This is a genomic window from Pseudarthrobacter sp. AL07 (assembly GCF_029960665.1).
Lineage (GTDB): Bacteria > Actinomycetota > Actinomycetes > Actinomycetales > Micrococcaceae > Arthrobacter.
On the sequence record NZ_JASBRB010000005.1, the window covers coordinates 1 to 17895 of the forward strand.

At 65.6% G+C, this 17895-nt stretch carries 20 protein-coding genes; 11 read left to right on the top strand and 9 right to left on the bottom strand.

What is annotated here, in order from left to right:
* Window positions 1–57 precede the first annotated feature (57 nt).
* The gene (locus QK290_RS06500; protein ID WP_282329877.1) at window positions 58–480 is read left to right on the top strand and encodes a DUF3151 domain-containing protein; all 423 of its coding nucleotides are present in this window, start codon (window positions 58–60) and stop codon (window positions 478–480) included.
* 90 nt (window positions 481–570) lie between these two features.
* Here the strand turns inward: QK290_RS06500 and QK290_RS06505 are convergent, their stop codons facing one another.
* Window positions 571–1200, bottom strand: coding sequence for a uracil-DNA glycosylase (locus QK290_RS06505; RefSeq protein ID WP_282329878.1), 630 nt, complete (start codon window positions 1198–1200; stop codon window positions 571–573).
* Between the two features lie 440 nt (window positions 1201–1640).
* Between QK290_RS06505 and QK290_RS06510 the strand changes: the two genes are divergently transcribed.
* The 4 genes from QK290_RS06510 (at window position 1641) to QK290_RS06525 (ending at window position 5248) form a co-directional block, all read left to right on the top strand.
* A complete protein-coding gene (locus QK290_RS06510; protein WP_282329879.1) occupies window positions 1641–2930 on the top strand; it encodes an adenylosuccinate synthase in 1290 nt (429 codons plus the stop codon).
* Window positions 2931–3250: 320 nt separating this feature from the next.
* Window positions 3251–3592, top strand: a complete 342-nt coding sequence (locus tag QK290_RS06515) for a DUF1508 domain-containing protein (protein ID WP_282329880.1) — start codon at window positions 3251–3253, stop codon at window positions 3590–3592.
* Between the two features lie 247 nt (window positions 3593–3839).
* A complete protein-coding gene (locus tag QK290_RS06520; RefSeq protein WP_282329882.1) occupies window positions 3840–4391 on the top strand; it encodes a sigma-70 family RNA polymerase sigma factor in 552 nt (183 codons plus the stop codon).
* On the top strand, window positions 4388–5248 hold the full coding sequence (locus tag QK290_RS06525; RefSeq protein ID WP_282329883.1) for a hypothetical protein: 861 nt from the start codon (window positions 4388–4390) through the stop codon (window positions 5246–5248). Before QK290_RS06520 ends, QK290_RS06525 begins: the two co-directional genes overlap by 4 nt.
* 42 nt (window positions 5249–5290) lie before the next feature.
* Here QK290_RS06525 and QK290_RS06530 read toward each other — a convergent pair whose 3' ends face one another.
* Genes QK290_RS06530 through acs form a run of 4 tightly spaced genes read right to left on the bottom strand, consistent with a single transcriptional unit; the run spans window position 5291 to window position 10546 of the window.
* The gene (locus QK290_RS06530) at window positions 5291–5785 is read right to left on the bottom strand and encodes a CoA-binding protein (RefSeq protein ID WP_282329884.1); all 495 of its coding nucleotides are present in this window, start codon (window positions 5783–5785) and stop codon (window positions 5291–5293) included.
* Window positions 5782–7140, bottom strand: coding sequence for an O-acetylhomoserine aminocarboxypropyltransferase/cysteine synthase family protein (locus QK290_RS06535; RefSeq protein ID WP_282329885.1), 1359 nt, complete (start codon window positions 7138–7140; stop codon window positions 5782–5784). The genes QK290_RS06530 and QK290_RS06535 overlap by 4 nt, the downstream gene beginning before the upstream one ends.
* On the bottom strand, window positions 7140–8330 hold the full coding sequence (gene sfnG, locus QK290_RS06540; RefSeq protein ID WP_282329886.1) for a dimethylsulfone monooxygenase SfnG: 1191 nt from the start codon (window positions 8328–8330) through the stop codon (window positions 7140–7142). The genes QK290_RS06535 and sfnG overlap by 1 nt, the downstream gene beginning before the upstream one ends.
* Window positions 8327–10546, bottom strand: coding sequence for an acetate--CoA ligase (gene acs / locus QK290_RS06545; RefSeq protein WP_282329887.1), 2220 nt, complete (start codon window positions 10544–10546; stop codon window positions 8327–8329). The genes sfnG and acs overlap by 4 nt, the downstream gene beginning before the upstream one ends.
* A 272-nt stretch (window positions 10547–10818) precedes the next feature.
* Between acs and QK290_RS06550 the strand changes: the two genes are divergently transcribed.
* Entirely contained in the window at window positions 10819–11244 is a 426-nt protein-coding gene (locus tag QK290_RS06550) for a CoA-binding protein (protein ID WP_282329888.1), read from the top strand.
* A gap of 54 nt (window positions 11245–11298) precedes the next feature.
* Here the strand turns inward: QK290_RS06550 and QK290_RS06555 are convergent, their stop codons facing one another.
* Window positions 11299–12327 carry a 2-oxoglutarate and iron-dependent oxygenase domain-containing protein gene (locus QK290_RS06555; RefSeq protein WP_282329889.1) on the bottom strand — a complete coding sequence of 343 codons (1029 nt, stop codon included), beginning with the start codon at window positions 12325–12327 and terminating at the stop codon, window positions 11299–11301.
* 45 nt (window positions 12328–12372) lie between these two features.
* Between QK290_RS06555 and QK290_RS06560 the strand changes: the two genes are divergently transcribed.
* Genes QK290_RS06560 through QK290_RS06575 form a run of 4 tightly spaced genes read left to right on the top strand, consistent with a single transcriptional unit; the run spans window position 12373 to window position 13976 of the window.
* Complete coding sequence (locus tag QK290_RS06560) at window positions 12373–12798, top strand: MmcQ/YjbR family DNA-binding protein (protein ID WP_282329890.1); 426 nt, start codon at window positions 12373–12375, stop codon at window positions 12796–12798.
* On the top strand, window positions 12795–13337 hold the full coding sequence (locus QK290_RS06565; protein ID WP_282330044.1) for a DUF1990 domain-containing protein: 543 nt from the start codon (window positions 12795–12797) through the stop codon (window positions 13335–13337). Before QK290_RS06560 ends, QK290_RS06565 begins: the two co-directional genes overlap by 4 nt.
* Window positions 13338–13365: 28 nt before the next feature.
* Window positions 13366–13683, top strand: a complete 318-nt coding sequence (locus QK290_RS06570) for a putative quinol monooxygenase (protein ID WP_282329891.1) — start codon at window positions 13366–13368, stop codon at window positions 13681–13683.
* Window positions 13683–13976, top strand: a complete 294-nt coding sequence (locus QK290_RS06575; RefSeq protein WP_248762970.1) for a DUF503 domain-containing protein — start codon at window positions 13683–13685, stop codon at window positions 13974–13976. The genes QK290_RS06570 and QK290_RS06575 overlap by 1 nt, the downstream gene beginning before the upstream one ends.
* 80 nt (window positions 13977–14056) lie before the next feature.
* On the opposite strand, the gene purL is transcribed toward QK290_RS06575, so the two are convergent.
* Genes purL through purS form a run of 3 tightly spaced genes read right to left on the bottom strand, consistent with a single transcriptional unit; the run spans window position 14057 to window position 17425 of the window.
* Window positions 14057–16393 (bottom strand): phosphoribosylformylglycinamidine synthase subunit PurL, encoded by a 2337-nt coding sequence (gene purL, locus QK290_RS06580; protein WP_282329892.1) that lies wholly within the window; start codon window positions 16391–16393, stop codon window positions 14057–14059.
* On the bottom strand, window positions 16390–17172 hold the full coding sequence (purQ, locus tag QK290_RS06585) for a phosphoribosylformylglycinamidine synthase subunit PurQ (protein WP_282329893.1): 783 nt from the start codon (window positions 17170–17172) through the stop codon (window positions 16390–16392). The genes purL and purQ overlap by 4 nt, the downstream gene beginning before the upstream one ends.
* 1 nt (window position 17173) lies before the next feature.
* The gene (purS, locus tag QK290_RS06590) at window positions 17174–17425 is read right to left on the bottom strand and encodes a phosphoribosylformylglycinamidine synthase subunit PurS (protein ID WP_056631212.1); all 252 of its coding nucleotides are present in this window, start codon (window positions 17423–17425) and stop codon (window positions 17174–17176) included.
* A 263-nt stretch (window positions 17426–17688) separates the two neighbouring features.
* On the opposite strand from purS, the gene QK290_RS06595 reads away from it, so the two are divergent.
* Window positions 17689–17874 carry a hypothetical protein gene (locus QK290_RS06595; protein ID WP_282329894.1) on the top strand — a complete coding sequence of 62 codons (186 nt, stop codon included), beginning with the start codon at window positions 17689–17691 and terminating at the stop codon, window positions 17872–17874.
* The last annotated feature ends 21 nt before the right edge of the window (window positions 17875–17895 follow it).

Genomic DNA, 17895 nt, shown 5'->3' on the forward strand with positions numbered 1-17895 from the left:
TGCCCGCCTCGTCGAAGCCGCCCGCCAGCTCGGCTCCCTCGGCAAGACCTTCTAGTTATGTCGGACGAGTTCCGCAAGAACCTGATGGGTCCGGAGCCGACGCTCCTGCCTGCCGAGACCGACGTCTACGAGCAGCTGGACGGCGGCGCCGAACCCCTGGACCTGGTGGAAAAGCACCCCACGTCCTCGCTGTTGTGGGCTGTCCTAGCGGAGGATGCGTGGTCCGAGGGCCGCACCATCGATTCCTACGCCTACTCGCGCGTTGGCTACCACCGCGGGCTGGACTCACTGCGCCGCAACGGCTGGCGCGGGGTGGGCCCTATCCCGTGGGAGCACGGACCTAACCGCGGCTTCCTGCGCGCGCTCTACTCGCTGGGCCGCGCGTCCGCGGCCATCGGCGAAGCCGAGGAACCGGAACGCATCGAGAAGTTCCTCAACGACTCGGACCCGGCAGCCAAGGCAGCCATCGAGGGCAAGTAGTTTAAAGAGCAACGCGGGGTCACTTCCGGCCCGTTCCGCACCGGCGGATGGCTCGGAAGTGACCCCGCGTTGTTTAACGAACGACGGCGGCTAGACTTTCGCGAGTCCTGTGCGGGCCATCGCATCGGTGTAGACGACGCGCATTTCCTCGAGGTACTGTTCCTGCCGCGCGGGCGTCCCGGCGAAGGCGCGGCCGCTGAGGGAGCGGACCTTGTAGGTCTTCAGCCCGCGGCGCCAGAGCAGCGGAACTTCGGTCTTCAGCAGCAGGTTGGCCAGGCGGTTGGCTTCGGTGCCGTGTGCCACGATCACCGAGGCGCGGGGGACCACGGCGAGGAACTTCAGCAGCGGCTTGAGGCCGGCGGAAATCTGGTCCGGCGTGAACTTGCCGTTGACCTCGCCGGGGGTGTGCCAGGGGTGCACGTTCCAGGGCATCACGAACTCCGGGCGCAGGCCCAGCGTCCACTGGATGCCAAGCATGCGGGTGGCGGCGTCTTCGTCGCCGGCGGTGATGAAGCCGGACGGGTCAGCTTCGCCGATGTTGGAGTAGAGGCTGATGATGCGGCACTCGTCGACGTCGTGCATGGGGTCGACGTAGGGGACTTCGGTGTGGGGCTTGACGCTCTGCAGGGAATCGCACAGCTCGTTGACGGCTGCAACGTTGGGCTCGTAGCGGCGGCTGAGGAACTGTTCACGGAGGGATTCTGGGGCCAGGGCTGTCATATAGTGCAATGTCTCCTGCGGGGCTCGGCGATGCTGCCAATCCGGAAAATGGGCGCGTGATGGGCGCGCCCGTCCGGCGTGGTTTCAAATGTGGTGTGGACCGATTCCTGGTCGATCTCTATCAGTTTAGCAAGCCCCGCGAAATGCGGACCCCGTCCGGTGAGATTCCGTGACGAAAGGCATAGGCCGGGCCACTGAGGCGGAGAGTAAAAGCCGCGGACGATCCGTTGTGGCGCGGCAGGCTCCGCAGGCCCAACGGGTGGAGGAAACCCCCGCATCGGCTAAACTTGGGTGGTAAGAGCCCCGGACTCTTGCGTGGTTGGCCGCCGTAGCGGTCCGGCCAGGCTGTGGCCTTCGGGGCATTCTCATGAACGGCGCTACTCGGGTCTGCCATCTCGGTGGACGGACCTGCGCGGCCCGAACGAATGGGGGAGGATCCCATGCCAGCAATCGTGATCGTAGGAGCCCAGTGGGGCGACGAAGGAAAAGGCAAGGCCACCGATCTTCTCGGCGGCCGCGTTGACTACGTCGTCAAGCCCAACGGCGGTAACAATGCCGGGCACACCGTCGTCGTAGGCGGTGAGAAGTATGAGCTCAAACTCCTTCCGGCCGGCATTCTGAGCCCCAACGCGATTCCGATCATCGGCAACGGCTGTGTGGTGAACCTTGAGGCCCTGTTCCAGGAGATCGAAGGCCTGCAGGCCCGCGGCGCGGACACGTCCAAGCTGCGCATCTCCGCCAATGCGCACCTCGTGGCGCCCTACCACCAGGTCCTGGATAAAGTCACCGAGCGTTTCCTCGGCGGCCGCGCCATCGGCACCACCGGCCGTGGCATTGGCCCCGCCTACATGGACAAGGTGGCCCGCCTGGGCATCCGAGTCCAGGACGTCTTTGACGAGTCCATCCTCCGCCAGAAGGTGGAAGGATCCCTACGTCAGAAGAACGAACTCCTGGTCAAGGTCTATAATCGCCGCGACATCGTGGTGGACGAGATCGTGGACTACTTCCTGGCCTTCGCCGAGCGCCTTCGCCCGCTGGTCATCGACAGCACACTTGTCCTCAACAACGCCCTGGACGAGGGCAAGGTTGTGCTGATGGAAGGCGGCCAGGCCACGTTCCTGGACGTGGACCACGGCACCTACCCGTTCGTGACCTCCTCCAACCCCACAGCCGGCGGCGCGTCCGTTGGCTCGGGTATCGGCCCCACCCGGATTTCCCGCTCCATCGGCATCATCAAGGCCTACACCACCCGTGTTGGCGCCGGACCGTTCCCCACCGAACTGTTCGACGAGATGGGCATGTACCTGCAGAAGACCGGTGGCGAGTTCGGCGTAAACACCGGCCGTCCGCGCCGCTGCGGCTGGTACGACGCCGTCCTGGCCCGCCACGCTTCCCGCGTGAACGGCTTCACGGACTACTTCGTCACCAAGCTGGACGTCCTCACCGGCATCGAGCAGATCCCCGTCTGCGTTGCCTACGACGTCGATGGTGTGCGGCACGACGAAATGCCCATGACGCAGACCGAGTTCCACCACGCCGTGCCCATCTTTGAGTACTTCGAGGGCTGGACCGAGGACATCACCGGCGCCCGCACCCTGGAGGACCTCCCCGAGAACGCCCGCAACTACGTGCTGGCCCTCGAAAAGCTCTCCGGCACGCGTTTCTCCGCGATCGGCGTCGGCCCGGACCGCGACCAGACCATCGTGGTCCACGATCTGATCAACGACTAACAGCCTGCAAACCACGACGACGGCGGGTCACCTGAAGAGGTGGCCCGCCGCCGCCGTCTGTTAACCAAAGTGGGTAGCAGTAAGTGTTGTTTTGAGCGTTCAAAACGACACTTACTCGGTGGGGTTGTACGCAATTTACACAGGCTTGACGCAACCGGTCTTGTGAGGCTGTACGCGAGGCGGACAGACTCTTAAGCACACCCTGAACTGATCAGTTGATCATACGACCAGACCCGCAGGTGCCGGACGCAGCGATGCTCCGGGACCGCCCGTGGCGAAGATGCTGCCCGGACGGGACCCGCAGACCGGAAGGATTCATCATGGCCGGGAAGTTTGAAGTTTTCTTGGACTCGGATTCACGTTTCAGGTTCCAGCTCACGGCAGCGGACGGCACGGCGATGGCTGTGTCCGGAGCCTTTAAGGACAAGGCAGCCGTGGCTGCCGGTATCGCCGCCGTCCGCGAATGCGCCGGGACAGGGCTGGTCACCGATCTCTGCCCGGCCGCCAAAGCTGCGCCGACCGCCCCCGCGGCTGCCGCTGTGCCGGGCCGCGCCCAACCCCAGCAGAACCGTGGGGACCAGCGCGTTCCCGCGGCCAGGACGCACACCTTTGTCCTTGCCAAGGGACCGCGCCGGAGGTTGACCACGCCGCGCTGGACGTAGGCAACCCGGCAGTCCACCTGCATCGCGGTCCCGGTCCCGGAAAGTTCTTTGTCCGAGCGCGTAACCCCTGCGATGCCTGGAACGATTACCCCTATGAAGCGCCGGTCTGGAACTTGTCCCCCATCATGTTCCAGACCGGCTCTTTTGTTACCGGAGGGTAAAGTTAGCAGGCGAGGACATTCCGCGTATAACGTGCGGGCCCCAAGATGAACAAGCCCAGTCCCCTCCACCGAAGGCCTTTGTGTCCGTGAGCGATGCACTGACAGACCACGTTCTGCGTGCGCGCGCCCGGGATCCGGAGCTCTTCAGCATCGTGTACCGAACCTATGCGTCACAGGTCCTGGGCTACCTCACAGCCCGCGGGGTAGAAGATGCGGAGGCGGTTATGCAGGAAGTTTTCCTCGCGGTCCTGCCGCGGCTGCAGACGGTTACCGGCGGTGTCGCCGGGCTGCGTACGTTTGTCTTTTCCGTGGCGCACGCGAGGATGGTGGACGATCACCGGCGGCAGCGCCGCGCCCCCGTTGCGCTCCCGTTCGAACCGGACCTGGACGGACGCGTGGAGTCCTCCGCCGAGGATGAAATGCTGCAGCGGATCTCCCCGCGGGAGGTCGCGGATCTCCTGAATGAGCTGTCGGATGAGCAGCGGGAAGTGCTGTCGCTACGTCTCGTCGCGGGCCTGACAGTGGACCAGGCGGCCGCTGTGATGGGAAAGAGCGCCGGTGCCGTCAAACAGCTCCAGCGCCGTGCACTGATCCGGCTGCGCGAGCAGTCCGCAGTGAAGGAGTACGTGGCGCCATGACGTCCAATGCCAGCTCCCTGATCCGCACCGTGGATGAAATGCTCCTTGACGCCGGTTGGGCCGATACCGCAGGGCTCCGAGAAACGCTGCTCGCGGTGGGTTCCCTTGCCTCCCTGCCGGTCCCCGAGCCCGGCTCTGAACTGGCGGCACTGCTCTCGGTCCAGACGCACCAGCTCGCCCGGCACCGCCTGCTCCGCAAGCACCGGACCGCCGTTGTGGGCCTGGCTGTCATCGCGGGGATGGGCCTCGGCGTCACCGGCGTGGCCGCCACCGGGACCGCTCCGGGTGCACAGGCCACCAACTCCATTCAGCAGCTGCTGCAGGACTGGGCTCCCGCCTGGTCCGTGGCGGGGGCCCCCGCCGCCAATGGGAGGGCCGCCAATCCGACGGAGGTGCAGCCGCCCGCAGAGCCGGCATCCCCCGACGACGCTGCGCCGGTACCTCCCGAAAATGTTGATCCGGAAACTGCCCTGCCAGAGGACGGTCCGGAAAACGCAGGCCAGAGCGTGGGAACAGCACCGGCCGGCCGTGGAAACGACACCGCGCCCGGCAAATCAAAGACGGACGACGGCGGCGCGCCGGGGAACGCTGCCGGCGTCACCCCCGGCGGCGCTGCTTCCCGGGACGCAGCGACCCAGGACGCTGCCACCCAGGAGAGCAACGGTCCTGCCAGGGCCGCTGCCGCTGCTGCTGCCGAGCTCGAGAAGGCCGGCAAACAGGTGGCCGGCACCCTGGCTGAAGCAGCCACCGCGGGAGAGTCCCTGACGTCAGCCCTCGTCCCACCGGCACCGACGGAAAGAACCGGGCCCGGCAATGCCGGACCCGGTTCAAACTGGCTGAGGAAGTTCAACCGGTAGTCAGGTTCCCCGTCAGGAAGAGCCTTTCCGCCGGGAAGCACCTCAGGAAAGCAGTTGCCGTTTGGAGGAGATCACGCCGGTATCGAAGCCGGCCAGGTGCAGCCCGCCGTGGAACCGGGCGTGCTCGATCTTCACGCAGCGGTCCATCACAACGTTGATCCCGGCGGCTTCCGCGCCGGCGGCCACGTCCTCATGCCAGGAGCCGAGCTGCAGCCAGAGGGTTTTGGCGCCGGCCGCGATGGTTTCGTCCAGGACGCCCGGGAGGTCATCGTGCTTGCGGAACACATCCACGATGTCCGGGCTTTCGGGAAGATCGGCCAGTGAGGCGTAGGTCGGTTCACCAAGGATCTCCTTGACCACGGGGTTCACGAAGTACACCTTGTACCGCGTGGACGACTGCAGGTAAGTCGCCACAAAATAGCTGGCCCGGGACGGCTTGTCCGAGGCGCCCACAATCGCAATTGAGGTGGCTGCGCGCAGCAGGTTCAGACGCTCCGGCGCCGAAGGTCCGGTCCAGGCGCGTTCGCTGGGGCTCATACGTTCGCTCCAATTGTGCATGATTCTGCTTCGGTGGTTGAGCCCGTCGAAACCCCGGCCTCAACCACCGGTTCCGAGGCCGCGTCCAGTGCCTGGTCCAGGTCCCACAGGATGTCCTCGATATCCTCCAGGCCCACGGAAATCCGGACCAGGTCCTCGGGGACGCCCGCGGACTCCAGCTGGGCCGGGCTCAGCTGCTGGTGCGTGGTGGACCCCGGGTGGATCACCAGCGTGCGGGAATCGCCCACGTTGGCCAGGTGCGAGGCGATCTGCAGGGATTCGATGAACTTCTGCCCGGCCGTGCGGCCGCCCTTCACACCGAAGGAGAAGACCGAGCCGGGGCCCAGCGGCAGGTACTTCTTCGCGCGCTCAAAATGCGGGTGCGAAGGAAGCCCGGAGAAGTTGACGTAGGCCACGCGGGGATCGGCCTCAAGCCATTCGGCCACGGCCTTGGCGTTCTTGAGGTGCTCGTCGAGCCGCTGCGGGAGGGTTTCCACGCCCTGCAGCAACTGGAAGGCCGACAGCGGGGACAGCGCCGGACCGATATCGCGCAGCTGTTCGCAGCGCAGCTTGGTGAGGAAGCCGTACTCGCCGAAGTTGCCCCACCAGGAGACATTTCCGTAGGACGCCACCGGCTCGGTCATGGTGGGGAACTTGCCGTTGCCCCAATCGAACCGGCCGCTCTCCACAATCACGCCGCCCAGGGTGGTGCCGTGCCCGCCGAGGAACTTGGTGGCGGAGTGGATGACGATGTCGGCGCCGTGTTCGATCGGGCGCACAAGGTACGGCGTGCTCAAGGTGGCGTCCACCACGAGGGGGACGCCGGCGTCGTGCGCTACCTTCGCCAGGGCCGCCAGGTCCTGGACTTCCGACGACGGGTTCGCCACCACCTCGACGAAGATCGCCTTGGTGTTTTCCTGGACCGCCGCGGCATAGTCCGCGGGGTCGGTGCCGGGAACGAACGTGGTGTCCACGCCGAAGCGGCGGAGGGTCACATCGAGCTGGGTGACCGTCCCGCCGTACAGCTGGGAGGCTGCCACGATGTGGTCGCCGGACTGGGTCAGCGCGGCGAAGGTGATGAACTCAGCTGCCATGCCGGACGACGTCGCCACCGCTCCGATGCCGCCTTCCAGCGAGGCGATCCGCTCTTCGAACGCTGCCACGGTGGGGTTGCCGATGCGGGAGTAAATGTTGCCGTACTTCTGCAGCGCAAACAGGTTGGCGGCGTCCTGGGTGTCCTTGAACACGAAGGACGTGGTCTGGTAGATGGGCACCGCGCGGGCGCCGTGCTCGGCGTCGGGGGTGCCGCCGGCGTGCAGGGCGCGGGTGCGGAATCCGAACTTGCGGTCAGCCATCAGACAGCCACCGACTCAGCTACAGGCGTGTTGGAGAGATCAAGTTCTGTGCCGTTCTGGCGGGCCAGGTCGGCTTCGAGTTCGCGGACGATCGGCAGGATGTCCTGGCCGAATGCGGCGACTTCCTCCTGGAAGTGAAGGTAGCCGGTGAGGAAGAGGTTCACGCCGATCTTCTTGTATTCCACGATCCGCTCGGCGATCTGCTCGGGGGTGCCGATGAGCTGGGTCTTGAAGCCGTCGTTGTACTGGACCAGGTCCTCGAAGCTGGAGTCGGCCCACATGCCCTTGCCGTCCTTGGTGGACGCGCCGGCTTCCTGCACGGCGTCGCGGAACCCCTGGACTGCAGGCTTGTGTGCCTTCGCCACGATTTCGCGGAGGGTATCGCGGGCTTCCTTCTCGGAATCGCGGGCGATCACAAAGCCGTTGAGGCCGAACCTGGGAGCAGACAGGGCGCCGTCGGTGCCGCGCTTCGTTTCACCCGAAGCTGCGACCACGCCGGCAATGTTCTCCTTGAAGCCTTCCAGATCCTTGCCGTTAGAGAAGTACCAGTCAGCCACGCGGCCTGCAGTGGCCTGTGCCGCCGTCGAGTTTCCGCCGAAAAAGACCTCCGGGTGCGCGCGGCCCGGAACGTCCACGGGGGCCGGGTTCAGGGTGAAGTCGGTGATGTTGTAATACTTGCCGGCCTGGCTGTATTGCTGCTCGGTCCAGAGGCCACGCAGTACCCTGATGAACTCCTCGGTGCGGACGTAACGTTCGTCGTGCTCCAACCAGTCGAGGCCGAAGTTGGTGAACTCATTCTTGAGCCAGCCGGAGACGATGTTGACGGCGGCGCGGCCGTTGGAGATGTGGTCCGCCGTGATGATGAACTTGGCCAGCACGCCAGGGTGCCACATGCCCGGGTGGACGGCGGCGATGACTTTGAGGCGCTCGGTGGCGGCGAGCAGGGCCAGGCTGAACGACGTGGCCTCGTGCTGCTTGTCGGCTCCGTAGGACGCGGCGTACCGGGTCTGCGTCAGGGCGTACTCGAAGCCGGAGTTCTCGGCGATCTGCGCCAGCTTCTTGTTGTAGTCAAAGTCCCAGCCGGTGCGCTGTTCGATGGTGGAGACCACCAGACCGCCGGAGACGTTTGGCACCCAGTACGCAAACTTGAGCGGCTCTGAAAGGCGGGCAACGTTGCTGATGTCTGTCATGAGTTTTCCTTTACTAGGGCCCGCTCGCGCAGGACGTCCTGGATTCCGGCGATCGCCGGTTCGTTTTGAAGTGAGGTGGTGTCGCCCAGGGCGGTCCCCTCAAATAATTGGGTGAGCAGCCGGCGCATGATTTTGCCGCTGCGGGTCTTCGGTACGTCAGGAACGACGACGACGTCGCGCGGTTTGGCGATCGGGCCGATCGCCTTCGCGACGTGCGCTTTGAGCTGGTCCCCGGTGGTTGAGCCCGTCGAAACCCCGGCCTTTAACACCACAAAAGCGACAATCGCGTGCCCGGTTTTGGGATCTGCTACCGGACAGACACCGGCCTCCACCACGTCCGGGTGGGCCACCAGGGCTGACTCGATCTCGATGGTGGAGAGCAGGTGGCCGGAGACGTTCAGGGTGTCGTCCACGCGGCCCAGAATCCAGATATCGCCGTCGGCGTCGTACTTCGCGCCGTCGCCGGCGAGGAACCAGCCCTGCTCCACATACTGGCTCCAGTAGGAGTCGTAGTAGCGGCGGGGGTTGCCCCAGACGGTGCGCGCAATAGCGGGCCCGGGAGTGTCAACCACAATGAATCCCTGGACGCCCGGCGGTACGGTATTGCCGGCGTCGTCCACGATCCTGGTACTGACGCCCGGCAGCGGGCGGGCCGCGCAGCCCGGCTTGAACTCGGTGTCCGTGGGGGCGGGGGAGAGGATGGTGGCGCCGGTTTCGGACTGCCACCAGGTGTCCACCACGGGGGCGGTGCCGGCGCCGACGTTCTGCCGCAGCCAGCGCCAGGCTTCAGGATTGACGGCTTCGCCAACGGTGCCAAGCATTCGGATGGACGAGAGGTCGTAGCTGTCCGGCACGCCCTCCGGGAACCAGCCCATGAGGGACCGGACCAAGGTGGGCGCGGTGTAGTACTGGGTGACCCTATACCGTTCGATGATCTCGAAGTGGCGGCCCGGGTGCGGGGTGTTCGGAGTGCCTTCGAAGATCACCTGGGTGACGCCGTTGGAGAGCGGACCGTAGATCTCATAGGTGTGAGCCGTGACCCATGCGAGGTCGGCGGTGCACCAGTGCACGTCCCGGTCGCGGAGTGCAGGATCGGGGTTGCTGAAGAGGTGTTCGAAGCTCCAGGACGCCTGGGTCAGGTAGCCGCCGGACGTGTGGACCAGGCCCTTGGGCTTGCCGGTGGTGCCGGAGGTGTACATGATGAACAGCGGCGTTTCGGCGTCGAATGCTTCGGCTTCGTGGACGTCCGCCGCGCTCCCGACGGCGTCATGCCACCACATGTCGCGGCCTTCAGTCATGGGGACGGCGGCCAGGTCCTCGGGCGCTGTGGTGCGGTTGATGACCAGCACGTGTTCGATCGCGTTGTCACCGGCGACGGCAGCGTCGGCGTTGTCCTTGACGGGCACGGCGACACCGCGGCGGAACTGGCCGTCCGTGGTCACCAGGAGCTTGGCGCCTGTGTCCTCGACGCGGAACTTCAGGGCTTCGGCGGAGAAGCCACCGAAAACGAGCGAGTGGATGGCGCCGATCCGGGCCACTGCGAGGGTGATGATGACGGTTTCGGGGATGACCGGCAGGTAGATGACCACGCGGTCACCCTTGGTGATGCCCAGGGCCAGCAGGGCGTTGGCGGCCTTGGAGACTTCGCGCTGCAGCTCCGCGTATGTGATGGCTCGGCGGTCCCCGGGCTCGCCTTCGAAGTGGAGGGCCACCTTGTCGCCGCGGCCATTGGCGACGTGGCGGTCCACGCAGTTGTAGGCGACGTTGAGCTTGCCGCCCTCAAACCAGGTGATTTCCGGGCCTTTGCCGGCAGCGGCGTCGGCCGGGACGCGGCGGTGGGCCGTGTGCCAGGGCTTGCCGGTGATTGCTTCAGGCTGCGCCCAGTTCAGGCGGAGGGCCTGCTGCTCCCAAAATGCCACATGGTCTGGTTGGGCGTCTTCGCGTCCTTCTCGGTGCCCCGCCGTCTGCTGTGTCGTGATGGTGCTGCTGTGGCGCGCCGGCCCTCCCGACGGTGCGCCGTGCACGGCGTCGTCGTTCGGCTCGGTCGAGGACCATCCCGATGAGCTGCTGGAAGGGCCGGGCGCGTCACGCAGCCCTGCTTCGACCGCCGTCGCGTTCGAAGTGGATTGTGGGGAGTCCGTTTCAGCGGCCGCTGCTGCGGCACCGGCGGGACTCTGGGTGGGCAAAGCCGTGGCAGAAGATACTTCTGGTGTCATAGATGCGCTCCATCGATCCTGGCGGTAGCACCCTTCGCTGTGTGCCGAGGATGGTCGCCTCAACGGGTACAGCGCTGGTCAGGGATGCTGCGGCTTCATCGATCCAGGTCTCTTGGCCGCTCGGGATGGTCACTTCCACTACAACCGAACCGCACGCCATGCGCCAAATCGGGGTCCACAGAACGTAATATTCGTTCCTGCCATGCGGTGCTGCCTCGAGTCAGTCAATTATTCGACGAGGAGCCACTCCGGAGACGATGTACGCTTGCCTCATGGGCCACGTCAACGATCCTGCCGTTAGTGAGCGCCTGATGCGAAACAAAGGGCGGTGGGCCATCGTGGGCCTGACCACCAACGAGTGGCGCGCAGCTTACGACACCTCGCTGTTTATCCGCGACCGGCTCGGCATGGAGATCATCCCCGTCAACCTTCCCGGCGACCCCGTCCACGGCGAAACCGGGTACCGCACGCTGGGTGAGATTCCCCCTGAAAAGCAACCCCTCGACGTCGTCGACTGCTTTGTGAATTCGCAAAAGGTCGGGGCGGTGGTGGACCAGGCAATTGCGGTGGGCGCCAAGGCCGTGTGGTTGCAGCTGGGCGTTATCGACGAAGCGGCGGTGGACCGGGCCAAGGCCGCCGGCCTGGACGTGGTGATGAACGTTTGCCCCGCGCAGCAGGCATGGAAGTACAACCTCTGACTGGTTCGGGGCGCGCTGATTCCCGCGGCCGCTCAACGCGCCTCGCGCGGCCGCTCAGCGCTGCATAAGCTCCGGGTAGTGGCGTTCGGTCACGTCGGGATGGGCGCGCATGCGGCCCTTGAGCATGTTCAGGCCAAAGGACGCGAGCAGCGGGTTGGCCGGGTCGTCGGAGATGCCGCGGGCCTGGGCTTTGAGCTCGGGCGGAAGCGGTACCGGATCGATGACGGCATCCAGCCGCGGCGACCAGAAGAATGGGACTGAGTAGCGGTCCACGCCGGGTCGCGGCGCCTGGACGCGGTGGATCGTGGCGGCAAGGAAACCTTCCGTGGCCACCTCCAGCATTTCGCCCAGATTCACCACAAGTGCCCCGGGAACAGGCTCAACCGGCGCCCATTCGCTCGTCCCGGGCGGCAGGACTTCGAGTCCGCCTACCTCGTCCTGGAGGAGCAGGGTGACAAAACCGTAGTCGGCGTGGGAGCCCACGCCCTGGTCGCCGGCCGCCTCCACCACACCGCCGACGTAATGCACCAGCTTTCCCATCCACGCCGGTTCGTTGCCGAAGGGCTCGTCGAAGTGGTCCTCGGGCAGTCCCAAGGAAACCGAGATGCCCCGCAGCAGCTCCATGCCCACGCTGGACATCAGGTCGGCCCAGGCCATGGCCGCGGACTTGAGCTCCGGCAATGCCTCATCAGGCCACATGTTGTGCCCTTGGAGCAGCCAGTACGGCTGATCGGCCGGGTAGTTGTGGACGGGTTCGCGTTCCGGGGAGTAGTCGATCTGCTCGCGCGCGTCGGCCCGGCCCTGCGTGATTTCGGTGCCCATCCGGGTGTAGCCGCGGAAATGCGGTGAAATCCTGTTGTCCAGCTTCATCCGCTCCTCGAGCGGCAGATCGAAGAACCGTTTAATGAGGGCCAGCAGCTCCTCGGCCTGGCCGGGGGCGGCGCCGTAACCAGTGATTTGGAAGAAGCCCACGTTGTGGGCGGCGTCCCGCAGCGGGTCAATGAATTCCGGGCTGAAGGAGCCGTACGGCTGGCGTGCGGCGCTCATGTCCAGAACGGGGATGGTGGCCTGGTCGGGTGACATCTTCGCAGACTAGCACCGCCGGGAAGGGCTTTGTAGGCTCGATCCATGGACGCAGCGCAACTCAAGGAAATATGCCTGTCATTTCCCGGTGCCTTCGAGGACTTTCCCTTCGGTCCCGAGACTTCCGTGTTCAAGGTACGGGCCCTGGTAGCTGGTGGCGCCAGGAACGAAGCCAAGATGTTCGCGGCGTCTGCGCTTGACGGCCCCAGCCTTTCCGTCAGCCTGAAGTGCGAGCCCGCCCTGGCTGAGCAGTTGCGCGCAGCCCATCCGGACATTACGGGCGCGTGGCACATGAACAAGACCCACTGGAACGGTGTGCGGCTGGACGGAAACCTGCCCGATGCCACGGTCCGGGACATGGTGGAGGATTCCTACGACCTGGTGGTGGCCTCCCTGAGCCGCAAGCAACAGGAGCAGCTGGGGTGGGCGCGGCTGTCCGGTTCTTCGGGTTCATCGGGCGGGCCCCGTTGACCGGGAAGCGCCTGGCCGCCGGGGACCTCAACTACGCGGGCATCGGCTCCACCGAACACGGCCGGCCGCCGGAAGGCTACGCCTGCTTCGTTTCGCGGGAGTACCTTGGCGTTGGACCGGCGGTCTACCGCCGGGTGGCACACGGAATCCTCACCTGGGAGCTGCAGCGGCGGTCCGGGCTGCGCGTCTGGACTGAGTCCGACGTCGTGGTCCCCGGTGCACGCGTTGTGAGCGGGTTCGGCGTCGGGCCGTTCCGGATCAATGCCCCGTGCGAGGTCGTCTGGGTCCGGCATCCCGTGCCGGGCGAGGGTCCGCAGTCGGCGGGCTTCGGTTACGGGACGCTGCCCGGCCACCCGGAGCGCGGCGAGGAAGCATTCGAAGTTGAGATCGGGGCCGACGGGCGGGTGTTTTTGAAGATCACAGCCTTCAGCAGGCACGCCAACTGGTTCTATCAGGCCGGCGGCCTGCTGGCCCGGGCCGCGCAAAAGCACATCACTTCGCGATACGTTGAAGGGGCACGTCAGCTCGCCGCGGGATAGTCCGTGTTCCGCATCGGAAGGAAAATCCATGATCTTCATCGTCGTTAAATTCAAGGTCAAAACCGAATGGTCCGAGCGCTGGCTCGGCCTCGTTGACGACTTCACCCATGCCACACGGGCGGAGCCCGGTAACCTGTGGTTCGACTGGTCCCGCAGCGTGGAGGACCCCAACGAGTTTGTGCTTGTGGAAGCCTTCAAGGACGACGCCGCCGGGGACCACGTCAACAGCTCCCACTTCAAGCAGGTCATGGCGGACATGCCGCAGGCGCTGGCGGAAACACCGCAAATCATCAGCCGCCAACTCGACGGCGACGGCTGGGACCGGATGGGCGAACTGACCATCTGATGTGGATCGGCTGGATTGAATTCGACATCCTCCTCGGCGATGTCCAGAGCCTGAAGGAGAAACGTTCCGTCATCAGGCCGCTGCTGGCCGAGCTCAAGCGCCGCTTTGACGTGTCCGTCGCGGAGGTGGGGGACCATGACCAGTACCGGCGCTCGCAGGTGGGGGCAGGGCTGGTGGCAGCAGACCGGGCGCACCTCGTGGAGGTACTCACCGCCGTCGAACGCTTTGTGGCCGCCCGGCCCGAATTTGAGCTGCTTAGCTCGAGGCAGCGGGAGCTCCGCAGCGACGATTAAACCAACGCGGGGTCACTTACGGCCCATCCCGAGGGGATTATTGGGCGGAAAGTGACCCCGCGTTGATTTAAGGGTGGGGACTAGCCGAAGTATTTCGGCAGGGTCGCCTCGTGGGCTTCGCGGAGGGCGGCCAGGGACATGGTGTCCACGCCCTTGATCTCCAGGTTGCCGCTGGCTGCGTCCACCACGCCGATCCGGGTGTGGGCAAAGCCGCGGGCCGTGCACATGTCCTTGAACCGGACTTCTTCCGAGCGGGGCACGCCGACAATTGCGCGGCCCTGGGACTCGGAGAACAGCGCCGTGAACAGGTCCACGCCGTCGCGGTCCAGGACGTCCTGCAGGGCGATCCGGGCACCAACGCCGTAGCGCAGCGCGGACTCCACGAGGGCTGCCGCGAGGCCGCCCTCGGAGAGGTCGTGAGCCGAATCCACCATGCCGTCGCGGGACGCGTTGATCAGGATTTCGCCCAGCTCGCGTTCGGTGGCAAGGTCAACCTTGGGCGGAAGTCCACCAAGGTGGCCGCGCATGTTGGCCCATTCGGAACCGTCCAGCTCGGCGGCCGTCGTACCCAGCAGGTAGATGGCCTGGCCATCTTCCCTCCAGCCCGACGGCGTGCGGCGGGCGACGTCGTCGAGCTTGCCCAGCACTGCCACCACGGGGGAGGGGTGGATGGGGGTGGTGCCGGTCTGGTTGTACAGCGAGACGTTGCCGCCGGTGACCGGGATGCCCAGCACCATGCAGGCATCGGACAGGCCGCGGATGGCCTCCGCGAGCTGCCACATCACGTCCGGGTCCTCGGGGGAGCCGAAGTTCAGGCAGTCGCTGACGGCCATCGGAACAGCGCCGGAGGTGGCCACGTTGCGGTAGGCCTCGGCCAGCGCCAGCTGTGCGCCGTGGTAAGGGTCAAGGTATGTGTAGCGGCCGTTGGCATCGGTGGCCAGGGCGACGCCCAGGCCGGTTTCCTCGTCCACGCGGACCACGCCGGCGTCGTCCGGGAACGCGAGGGCGGTGTTGCCGCCGACGTACCGGTCGTACTGGTTGGTGATCCACGCCTTGCTGCACATGTTCGGCGAAGCCACGAGTTCGGTGACGGCGGCAGCCAGTTCCGCAGGGGCGGAGGGGCGGGCGGTGTCCTGGACAGAGCCGGTGAAGGAATCGGCCTGTACGGAATCCTGCCATGAGGGGCGGGCGTACGGGCGGTCGTAAACCGGGCCGTCGTGGGCCACTGTGCGCGGGTCGACGTCCACGATGACTACGCCGTCCCAGGTGATGATCAGGCGGCCGGTGTCGGTGACCTCGCCGAGCCACGAGTACTCCACGGCCCACTTGTCCATCACAGCTTCGAAGGCGGCGACGTTCTCGGGGGTGACCACGGCCATCATGCGTTCCTGCGACTCGGACATCAGGATCTCGCCCGGAGTCAGGGTGGGATCGCGCAGCAGGACGGAGGTCAGTTCAACTTCCATGCCGCCGTCGCCGTTGGAGGCCAGTTCGGACGTGGCGCAGGAGATGCCAGCGGCGCCGAGGTCCTGGATGCCCTCAACCAGCGAGCCCTTGAAGAGCTCCAGGCAGCACTCGATCAGGACCTTTTCAGCGAAGGGGTCGCCCACCTGGACGGCGGGGCGCTTGGACGGCTTCGTGTCATCGAAGGACTCCGAAGCGAGCACCGAGGCGCCGCCAATGCCGTCGCCTCCGGTGCGTGCACCGAACAGGACCACCCTATTGCCTTTACCGGACGCGTTGGCGAGGCGGATGTCCTCGTGGCGCATTACGCCTACAGCCAGCGCGTTGACAAGCGGGTTGCCCTGGTAAACCGAGTCGAACACCATTTCGCCGCCGATGTTCGGCAGGCCCAGCGAGTTGCCATAGCCGCCGATGCCGGCAACGGCACCGTGCATCACTCGGGCAGTGTCTGGGTGGTCAATGGCGCCGAAGCGGAGCGGATCCATCACTGCAACCGGGCGCGCGCCCATGGAGATGATGTCGCGGACAATGCCGCCAATGCCGGTGGCTGCACCCTGGTAGGGCTCCACGAACGACGGCGAGTTGTGGGACTCGATCTTGAACGTTACGGCCCAGCCGTCGCCCAGGTTGGTGACGCCGGCGTTTTCGCCGATGCCCACCAGCATGTCCTTCTTCATCTCCTCGGTCACCTTGTCGCCGAACTGGCGCAGGTGGTTCTTCGAAGACTTGTAGGAGCAGTGCTCGCTCCACATGACGGAGTACATGGCCAGTTCGGCGCCGGTGGGGCGGCGGCCCAGGACCTTGACTACTTCATCGAACTCGTTCTGCTTCAGGCCCAGTTCGGCCCACGGCAGGTCGGTGTCCGGCGTCTTGGCAGCGTTCTCGACGGTGTCAATGTTGAATTTCTTGGATGAGGTCTCGACAGGCTCGACCACCGAATTGGTTTCGGTCATTTGTTGCCTCCCACAATCTTGTTCAGTACGGAGGTGAAGAACCCCAGGCCGTCGGTATCCGTGCCCCCAATGCCATCCAGCGACTGCGGGCCGAAACCAACTTCCACCGCGTGCTCGGGGTGGGGCATAAGTCCCACCACGTTGCCAGCCGCGTTGGAGATGCCGGCGATGTCGCGGCGCGAGCCGTTGGGGTTGAAGCCAACGTAGCGGAACACCACGCGGCCTTCCGCTTCGAGGGCGTCCAGGACTTTTTCGTCGGCGATGTACTGGCCGTCCTGGTTTTTCAGCGGAACCGTGATTTCCTGGCCGGCCTCGTAGTCAAGGGTCCAGGCAGTGTTGCTGTTTTCCACGCGCAGGACCTGGTCGCGGCACATGAACTTCAGGTGGTCGTTCTTGATCATGGAGCCGGGCAGCAGGTGCGACTCGGTCAGGATCTGGAAGCCGTTGCAGATGCCCAGCACGGGCAAAGGATTCGAGGACGCGGTGCCTGTTGCTGCCTTAATGATCTCGGACATCAGCGGGGCGAAGCGGGCGATAGCGCCGGCGCGGAGGTAGTCGCCGTAGGAGAAACCGCCGGGGATTACGACGGCGTCCACGTCACCCAAGGTGGTGTCGGCGTGCCAGAGCGGCACTGGGGTGCCGCCGGCGAGCCGGACTGCACGGGCGGCGTCGCGGTCGTCAAGGGTGCCTGGGAACGTGACAACGCCGATCCGGGCACCGGCGAGCCGGGGCTCGGCGGCGACGGCGATTGCCTCGCCGATCAAGGGAAGTTCAGTCATCTCAGGCCTCGACGACCTCGACGTTGACGACGTCCTCGATCACCGGGTTGGACAGCAGGGTCTCGGCGGCTTCGCGGGCCTGGGCCAGGATTGCGTCTGTCACCTCGCCGTCAACCGTCAGTTCAAAGCGCTTGCCCTGGCGGACAGAGCTAAAGCTGGTGAAGCCCAGACGGGGGAGTGCACCCACGATGGCCTTCCCCTGCGGGTCCAGAATCTCGGGCTTGGGCATGACGTCAACAACGATCCGGGGCATCCGGCAACTCCTGTGCGTGAGCATTGGGTAAGGGCGCAGCGGAGTCACGCCGTCTTACGCCGTTCCAGGATGTTTTTCGAACAGTGTCTTTAGAACAGTGTGAACGGGCGCTCCGCGAGCTTGCTAGCCCATTCTACCGGGCGGAGCGCCGCACCCTGTATTCGGTGGGATCGGCCACAGTCATCGCGGCGGGGCGGGCTTTGGGGAGGTGGAGCACGACGGCGGCTATGGCCTCGCGGTGCTGGCGTCACTAGGATTGCGACATGGCTGAAAAATCGAAATCCGTACTGTTGCCGATGATGGCTGTGGCCGTTTTTGCCGGCTTGGGCCGGATGGTGGCGCAGAAGATCAAGGCGGACCGGGCTGCCCGGGAAACGCGAGTGACCGGCCCTATGGACGAAAAGACCCGGCAGTGGATCAGCGATGTGGTGCGAACGCCCAGGCAGTAGACGCCCGCTTACCCAGGCCTC